Origin of the sequence: Methylobacterium sp. WL6, from assembly GCF_008040095.1 — a bacterium.
Taxonomy (GTDB): domain Bacteria; phylum Pseudomonadota; class Alphaproteobacteria; order Rhizobiales; family Beijerinckiaceae; genus Methylobacterium.
Genome location: NZ_VRVH01000038.1, coordinates 19,625 through 27,271, shown reverse-complemented (window position 1 = coordinate 27,271; position 7,647 = coordinate 19,625). Strand labels below are relative to the sequence as shown.

6 protein-coding genes are annotated in these 7,647 nt (G+C 71.6%); 4 read left to right on the top strand and 2 right to left on the bottom strand.

All coding sequences use genetic code 11. The features are described 5' to 3' along the window. Nucleotides 1–116 precede the first annotated feature (116 nt). Entirely contained in the window at nucleotides 117–1,100 is a 984-nt protein-coding gene (locus tag FV230_RS08275) for an SMP-30/gluconolactonase/LRE family protein (protein ID WP_147842004.1), read from the bottom strand. A gap of 347 nt (nucleotides 1,101–1,447) precedes the next feature. Between FV230_RS08275 and FV230_RS08270 the strand changes: the two genes are divergently transcribed. After that, a complete protein-coding gene (locus FV230_RS08270; protein WP_147842003.1) occupies nucleotides 1,448–2,149 on the top strand; it encodes a ParA family protein in 702 nt (233 codons plus the stop codon). A 27-nt stretch (nucleotides 2,150–2,176) separates the two neighbouring features. Here the strand turns inward: FV230_RS08270 and FV230_RS08265 are convergent, their stop codons facing one another. Continuing rightward, complete coding sequence (locus FV230_RS08265) at nucleotides 2,177–3,562, bottom strand: M20/M25/M40 family metallo-hydrolase (protein ID WP_147842002.1); 1,386 nt, start codon at nucleotides 3,560–3,562, stop codon at nucleotides 2,177–2,179. A gap of 270 nt (nucleotides 3,563–3,832) precedes the next feature. Between FV230_RS08265 and FV230_RS08260 the strand changes: the two genes are divergently transcribed. From FV230_RS08260 to FV230_RS08250, 3 genes are read left to right on the top strand one after another with little or no spacing between them, the layout of a single operon-like run. Further along, nucleotides 3,833–4,360 (top strand): (2Fe-2S)-binding protein, encoded by a 528-nt coding sequence (locus FV230_RS08260; protein ID WP_147727412.1) that lies wholly within the window; start codon nucleotides 3,833–3,835, stop codon nucleotides 4,358–4,360. Then, entirely contained in the window at nucleotides 4,357–5,370 is a 1,014-nt protein-coding gene (locus FV230_RS08255) for a xanthine dehydrogenase family protein subunit M (RefSeq protein WP_147842001.1), read from the top strand. The genes FV230_RS08260 and FV230_RS08255 overlap by 4 nt, the downstream gene beginning before the upstream one ends. A 7-nt stretch (nucleotides 5,371–5,377) precedes the next feature. Then, the gene (locus FV230_RS08250) at nucleotides 5,378–7,633 is read left to right on the top strand and encodes a xanthine dehydrogenase family protein molybdopterin-binding subunit (protein ID WP_147842000.1); all 2,256 of its coding nucleotides are present in this window, start codon (nucleotides 5,378–5,380) and stop codon (nucleotides 7,631–7,633) included. Nucleotides 7,634–7,647: the final 14 nt, after the last annotated feature.

Genomic DNA, 7,647 nt, shown 5'->3' with positions numbered 1-7,647 from the left:
CCGCGGTGCCGCCCGGCGCGGGCGAGCCCGTCTCGGCCGCGGCCGCGGGCAGGGCGAGGGCGGCGAGGCCGCCGGCGAGGAGGTGGCGTCGGACGAGGGGCATGGAGCTTACCGTTTCAGCCGCGAGGCGCGACGCGCAGGTCGATGGCGAGGATGGCGTGGCCGGCGGCGACGAACAGCCGCCGCCCGTCCGATCCGCCGAAGGCGAGGTTCGCGGCCGGCGTCGGCGTGGCGATGCGGCCGAGCGGCGTGCCGTCGGGAGCGAAGATGCGGATGCCGTCGCCGCAGGCGGCGTAGACCCGCCCGGCGCCGTCAACCTTCAGGCCGTCGGGCACGCCGGCCTCGATCGGCGCGAAGGTCCGCGGCGGCCCGAGCCGGCCGTCCGCGCCGACGGAGAACGCCATCACGGCCCGGCCGGCCTCGGGGTTGAGCGACGCGCCGGATTCGCTCACGTAGAGGGTGCGCCCGTCGGGTGCGAAGGCGAGGCCGTTCGGCTGGTCGAGGGCGTCGGTCATCGCCTCGACCTTGGCCGCCGGCGTGCCCGGCGCGGTGACCCGGTAGACGCGGCGCGCACCCTGCTCGGGCTCGGCCAGGATGCCCTCCTCGGGCTGGGTGATGCCGAAGACCGGGTCGGTGAACCACACCGCCCCGTCGGCGGCGACCACCGCGTCGTTGGGGGAATTCAGCGTCCTCCCGGCGAACGCGTCCGCCAGCACGATCTTCGTCCCGTCCGGCTCGCGCCGCACCACCCGCCGGGTGCGGTGCTCGCAGGTAATCAGGCGCCCCTGCCCGTCGAGCGTGTTGCCGTTGCCGTTCTCGGAGGGGTCGAACAGGGTTTTCACCGACCGGTCGTCGGCGAGCACGCGGATGCGGTTGGCCTTGGTGTCGCTGAACACCAGCCCGCCGAGCCCGGGCGCCCAGCACGGCCCCTCGCACCAGCGCCCGTCGTCGAACAGCGTCCGGATCGGGGCGGCGGGATCGATCAGGGCGTCGAGCCGCGGATCGTCGACCCGCACCACCGCGCCCGCTGCCCGCACCGTCGAGGCCGCGAGCAGGCCGAGGCCGGCCGCGAGGACGACGCGTCTGTGAAGGTTCGGCATGGCATTCCAAGGACCCGAGCCCATCACCCGGGACCGGGTGAACGCTCAAGGCCCGCAAGCGATCCCGGATCCGATCCGCGCCCGCATCCGGGACCGACGCGTGCCGCGCGGACCTTCGGAATGCGTGGGGATCCTCGGGCTGGCGGTCGTGCGCATTCGGCATGGCCGACGGGCGAGAACCGCTGGCCTATCCGACTATCCTCCCATAAGCACCTCCATGCGGGCAGGTGACGGAATGGATTCCTGTGGCGAATCGGTCCCACCCCGCTCGCCTCCGCGAAGGTCGCGGACGGCCGCGGAGCACGACCGCGCCGCGCATGGATCGAGATCGAACGGGCGGGACGCGCATGGCCCTCGAAGGATCCCACCCGCATCCGCCGATCGGGAGCGGCCTTCTGCGGCCCCGGGTCGTGGCCGTCGCGGTGCAGAAGGGCGGCACCGGCAAGACGACGCTCGCAGCCTCGTTGGCCTTCGCCGCGGCGGAGGCGGGCGAGCGCGTGATCGCCCTCGACCTCGATCCGCAGGGCTCTCTCGCGTCCTGGGGGGCGATGCGCGCGACGGGCTCGGTCGCGGTCGACCGCATCCAGCCCTGGGAGATCGGGCAGCTCGACGACGTCCTCGTTCAAGCCGCCGACGACGGCGCGACGCTCGCCGTCGTCGATACCGCGGGCGCCATGGCCGGGGTCGCCCACGCCTTGCGGATCGCCGACCTGGTCTTGATGCCGGTGCGTCCCTCCCGCCTCGATCTCATCGCGGCCGGGCCTACGCTGCAGGCCCTGGTCGGCCTGGGGATGCGGCGGAAGCTGGCCTTCGTGCTGAACCAATGCCCGCCGCCGCCATCGCCGCGGACGGAGGCCTATGCCGCGCAGATGCGGACGCTCGGCGTGCTCGCCGAGCCGAGCATCATCCAGCGGGTCGACCACCAGGATGCCCTGGCCATGGGCCTCGGCGTCACCGAGCGCGCCCCGGGGGGCCAGGCCGCCGCCGAGATCCGCGCGCTCTGGATATGGATCGACGCGAAGATGGGGCATCCGGTGCCGGCAGCCTGACCCCGTGCCCCGCCGCGCGCGCGGCGGTCAGCCCCGTCCGAGCGCCGACAGGATGCGCGCCCACGAGCGCGTGCCCTTGTGGAAGCTGCGCAGGTCGTACTTCTCGTTCGGCGAGTGGATGCGGTCGTCGTCGAGGCCGAAGCCGATCAGCAGGGTGTTGCGGTCGAGCAGGCGCTTGAAGTCGCCGACGATCGGGATCGAGCCGCCGGCGCCCACCGTCACCGCGGGCACGCCCCACTCGTCGGAGAGCGCGGCGCGGGCGGTCTCGAGCTCCGGCATGTCGAAGGGCAGGCTGATCGCGCGCGAGCCCTTGTAGCAGATCACGTTCACCGAGCAGTCGGCCGGGATGCGCTGGCGCACGAAGGCCTCGAAGGTCTCGGCGAGCCTCTGCGGGTCCTGGTCGTCCACGAGGCGGAACGAGACCTTGGCGCTCGCCTTGCCGGCGATCACCGTCTTGGTGCCCTCGCCGGTGTAGCCGCCGATGATGCCGTTGACGTCGCAGGCCGGCCGGGACTGCACCAGCTCGATCAGCAGCCGGCCGCGCTCGCCGGCCGGCTCCGACAGGCCGATCGGGCCGAGGAACTTCTCGGGGGTGAAGTCGAGGCCGCGCCACTGCTCCAGTACCTCGGGCGGGCGCTCGTGCACCCCGTCGTAGAAGCCCGGCAGGGTCACCCGGCCGTCGGCGTCGTGCAGGTCGGCGAGGATGCGCGACAGCACGTGGATCGGGTTGCGCGCCGCGCCGCCGAAGAAGCCCGAATGCAGGTCGCGGTCGGCGCAGGTCACCTCGACCTCGAAGTACGCGAGCCCGCGCAGGGATGAGGTGATCGCCGGCGTCGTCGGGTTCCACATGGAGGTGTCGCAGACCAGCACGACGTCGGAACCGAGCCGGTCCTTGTTCTGCGCCACCCATTCGGGCAGCCCCTGCGAGCCGTTCTCCTCGGCGCCCTCGATCAGGATCGTGACCGCGCAGGGCAGCTCGGCGTTCATCGCCAGATGCGCCCGGCAGGCCTCGACGAAGGTCATCACCTGGCCCTTGTCGTCGGAGGCGCCGCGGGCGACGATGGTCTTGTTGCCCTTGGCGTCGGTGGCGATCCGCGGCTCGAACGGCGGCGTCTCCCACAAGGCCAGCGGATCGACCGGCTGCACGTCGTAGTGCCCGTAGAACAGCACGTGCGGCGCCCCCGGCTTCGGCTTGTGCGCCAGCACGACCGGATGGAGCGAGGTCTCCTCCACCGAGGTCTCGAACCCGAGCGCCGTCAGGTCCGCGGCGAGCCAGGCCGCCGCCTCGCGGCACGGGCCGGCATAGGCCGGATCGGTGGAGATCGACGGGATCCGCAGGAAGGCGAACAGGCGCTCCAGGGCGTTGTCGAGATCCTTGTCGATGTCGTTGAGGACGGAATCGAGGGCGGCCATCGGGGCTCCTGGGACGGTTCGGCTGTCCGGCCCAGGGTTAGCCGAGGCGTGCGCAAACGGAAACCGTTTCGCCCGCAGCGCGATCGCCCGCCCCGGGGAACAGCCGCAGATTGGAACCGTTATCGGGAGGAACGGCGGCCGTCGCGCAGCCTGGCCGGACGCAAGTCCTGCGACACGTCCCGCGACCCGTCGCGAGACCGGGCGGTGCCCGACGTCGGTCGCCCTCCCCCGCGCGGTTCGTGCGGAAACCCCTTTTTCTTGGAACGCCCCATGCTCATCGAAAGCGGCTCGCCCGTCGCGGCGGACAACCGGATCGGCATCCGCCTCACCATCAACGGCCAGCCGCGCGAGCTTCAGGTCGCGCCCTGGACCACCCTGCTCGACCTGCTGCGCGAGCACCTCGACCTCACCGGCACCAAGAAGGGCTGCGACCACGGCCAGTGCGGCGCCTGCACGGTGCTGGTCGACGGCACGCGGGTGAATTCCTGCCTGGCGCTGGCGGTGATGAAGGACGGCGCCGAGATCACCACCGTCGAGGGCCTCGCCGGCATCGCCAACGCGGGCGCCGGCTCGAACGGGCTCCACCCGATCCAGGAGGCCTTCATCGAGCACGACGCGTTCCAGTGCGGCTACTGCACGCCCGGCCAGCTCTGCTCCTCGGTCGGCCTGATGAACGAGGGCCACGCCCACTCGCGCGACGAGATCCGCGAGGCGATGAGCGGCAACATCTGCCGCTGCGGCGCCTACACCAACATCGTCGACGCGATCGAGGACGTGATGCAGGGGGAAGCCCGATGAACCGCTTCGACTACGTCCGCGCCGACACCGTGGCCGAGGCGGTCCAGGCCTTCGCCGCCGCACCCGGGGCCCGCTTCATCGCGGGCGGCACCAACCTGATCGACCTGATGAAGTACGACGTCGAGCGGCCCGGCCGCCTCGTCGACATCACCCGCCTGCCGCTCGGCGAGATCGTCGAGCACGACGGCGGCCTGCGCCTCGGCGCGCTGGCGACGAACGCCACCGTCGCCTACGACGCGCGCGTCCGCGCCCGCTACCCGCTGCTGTCGAACGCGATCCTGGCCGGCGCTTCGGCGCAGCTGCGCAACGCCGCCTCGACCGGCGGCAACCTGCTCCAGCGCACCCGCTGCTATTATTTCTACGACACGTCCACGCCGTGCAACAAGCGCCAGCCCGGTTCCGGCTGCCAGGCGATCGGCGGCGTCACCCGCATCCACGCGATCTTCGGCACCAGCCCGAGCTGCATCGCGACGCACCCTTCCGACATGTGCGTGGCGCTGGCCGCGCTGGAGGCGGTGGTGCAGGTGAGCGGGCCGGACGGCGACCGGGCGATTCCCTTCTCCGAGTTCCACCGCCTGCCGGGCGACGCCCCGGAGCAGGACACCACGCTGAAGCCCGGCGAGATCGTCGTGGCGGTCGACCTGCCCGAGCGCGATTTCGGCCAGCACGTCACCTACCTGAAGCTGCGCGACCGGCTCTCCTACGCCTTCGCGCTGGTCTCGGTCGCCGCCGCCCTCGAGCTCGACGGCGACACGGTTCGGACCGCCCGCCTCGCGCTCGGCGGCGTCGCCCACAAGCCCTGGCGCAACCGCGAGGCCGAGGCGCTGCTGCAGGGCAAGCCCGCCACCCGCGAGAGCTTCCAGGCGGCGGCCGACCTGATCGTGGCCGAGGCCCAGCCGCAGGCGGGCAACGCCTTCAAGGTCGAGCTGGCGCGGCGCGCCATCGTGCGCGGCCTGGAGCAGGCCGCCGCCGGCACGCCGCAATCGATCACCGACAAGCGCATCCAGTGAGCCCCCGATGACCCAGACCTTCTCCTCCACCAGCCGGGACACGTTCGTCGGCAGCGCCCGCAGCCGCGTCGACGGCCCCGCCAAGGTGACGGGCCTCGCCAAGTACGCGGGCGAGTTCGCCGCCCCCGACCTGCTGCACGGCTACGTGGTGTCGAGCGGCATCGCCAAGGGCCGGATCAGGACCATCGACACCGGCAAGGCCGAAGCCGTGCCCGGCGTCGTCAAGGTGCTGACCCACGAGAACCGCACCCGCACCGCCTGGCTCGACTACAATTACCAGGATCAGGTCGCGCCCCCCGGCTCGCCCTTCCGCGCCCTGTACGACGACAAGATCCACTACAGCGGCCAGCCGATCGCCCTGGTGGTGGCCGAGGATTTCGAGACGGCCCGCCACGCCGCGGCGCTGGTGGCGGTCGACTACGAGGTCGAGGAGCCGCTGACGGATCTCGAAGCCGCCAACGCCTTCGCCTACGAGCCGCCGATGCGGCGCAACGGCATCAAGCCGCCGCCCAAGCCCTGGGGCGACGCGGATGCGGCGTTCGACGCCTCGGCGATCCAGCTCAAGCAGGAGTATCGCCTCGCCACCGAGCATCACAACCCGATGGAGCCCCACGCCTCGACGGTGATCTTCGAGGGCGACGGCAAGTACACGGTCTACGACAAGGTCCAGGGCGTCTCGAACAGCCATGCCTACCTCGCGAAGGTGTTCGGCATCGCCAAGGACGACCTGCGGGTGCTCAACCCCTATCTCGGCGGCGGCTTCGGCTCGGGCCTGCGCCCGCAATACCAGCTCTTCCTGGCGATGCTGGCCGCGCGCGACCTCGAGCGCTCGGTGCGCGTGGTGCTGACCCGCGACCAGATGTGGAGCATCACCTACCGGCCGGAGGCGCTGCAGACTATCAGCCTCGGGGCCGAGCGCGACGGCACGCTCCTGGCGCTGCGCCACGACGCGGTCGGCGCGACCTCGACCTTCGAGGACTACCAGGAGGTGGTCGTGAACTGGTCGGGCGTGATGTACCGCTGCGACAACGTCCTCTTGACCTACAAGATCGCCAAGCTCGACACCTACACCCCCGGCGACATGCGCGCGCCGGGTGCCGTCACCGGCGTCTTCGCGATCGAGACCGCCATGGACGAGCTTGCCTACGCGAGCGGCCTCGACCCGATCCAGCTCCGCCTGAAGAACTTCACCGAGGCCGACGCCACCGCCGAGAACAAGCCCTTCGGCTCGAAGGCGCTGAAGAGCTGCTTCTCGGAGGGCGCCGCGCGCTTCGGCTGGGACCGGCGCAACCCGGAGCCGCGCTCGATGCGCGAGGGCCGCGAGCTCGTCGGCTGGGGCATGGCCTCGGGCGTCTGGGAATCGATGATGATGCAGACGAGCGCCCGCGCCATCCTCACCCCCGACGGCAAGCTCGAGGTCGGCAACTCGACCGGCGACATCGGCACCGGCACCTACACGATCCTCACCCAGATCGCCGCCGACACCCTCGGCCTGACGATGGAGGACGTGACGACGAAGCTCGGCGACACCGCGCTGCCCGAGGCGCCGGTGGCGGGCGGCTCCTGGACCGCGGCCTCGTCCGGCACCGCCGTGATGAAGGCCTGCCGCGACGTCGGCGAGCAGGTGTTCAAGCTCGCCCGGCAGATGGAGGATTCGCCGCTGGCCAACGTCGACTTCGAGCGCGTCGCCTTCGCCGACGGGCGCATCGCGGTGGCGGGCGACCCCGCGCGCAGCGTCGCCCTGGTCGACGTGCTGCGGGCGGCCGGCATCGACAAGGTCGAGGCCACGGCCAACGCCGCCCCCGACAAGGACTTCAACGCCAAGTACGAGGCCTACACCCACTCGGCGATCTTCGTGGAGGTGAAGGTGGACGAGGAGCTGGGCCAGGTCCGCGTCACCCGCGTCGTCTCGGCGATCGCGGCCGGAAAGGTGCTGAATCCCAAGACCGCGCGCAGCCAGATCCTCGGCGGCGTGGTGATGGGCATCGGCTCGGCGCTGGAGGAGGAGTCGATGATGGACGACCGCATCGGCCGCTTCATGAACCACAATCTCGGCGAGTATCACGTGCCGGTGAACGCCGACATCCACGACATCGACGTGATCTTCGTCGACGAGGAGGACAAGGCGAACCCGCTCGGCGTGAAGGGGCTCGGCGAGATCGGCATCGTCGGCACCGCGGCGGCGGTGGCCAACGCCGTGTTCCACGCCACCGGCAAGCGCATCCGCAACCTTCCGATCACGGTCGACAAGATCCTGGGCTAGCGGACCCGGCCCGA

Excerpts from the sequence above, each read along its gene's own strand:
- FV230_RS08260 (WP_147727412.1), top strand. The coding sequence starts at position 3,833 with ATGCTCATCGAAAGCGGCTCGCCCGTCGCGGCGGACAACCGGATCGGC.
- FV230_RS08275 (WP_147842004.1), bottom strand. The coding sequence starts at position 1,100 with ATGCCGAACCTTCACAGACGCGTCGTCCTCGCGGCCGGCCTCGGCCTG.
- FV230_RS08255 (WP_147842001.1), top strand. The coding sequence starts at position 4,357 with ATGAACCGCTTCGACTACGTCCGCGCCGACACCGTGGCCGAGGCGGTC.
- FV230_RS08270 (WP_147842003.1), top strand. The coding sequence starts at position 1,448 with ATGGCCCTCGAAGGATCCCACCCGCATCCGCCGATCGGGAGCGGCCTT.
- FV230_RS08265 (WP_147842002.1), bottom strand. The coding sequence starts at position 3,562 with ATGGCCGCCCTCGATTCCGTCCTCAACGACATCGACAAGGATCTCGAC.
- FV230_RS08250 (WP_147842000.1), top strand. The coding sequence starts at position 5,378 with ATGACCCAGACCTTCTCCTCCACCAGCCGGGACACGTTCGTCGGCAGC.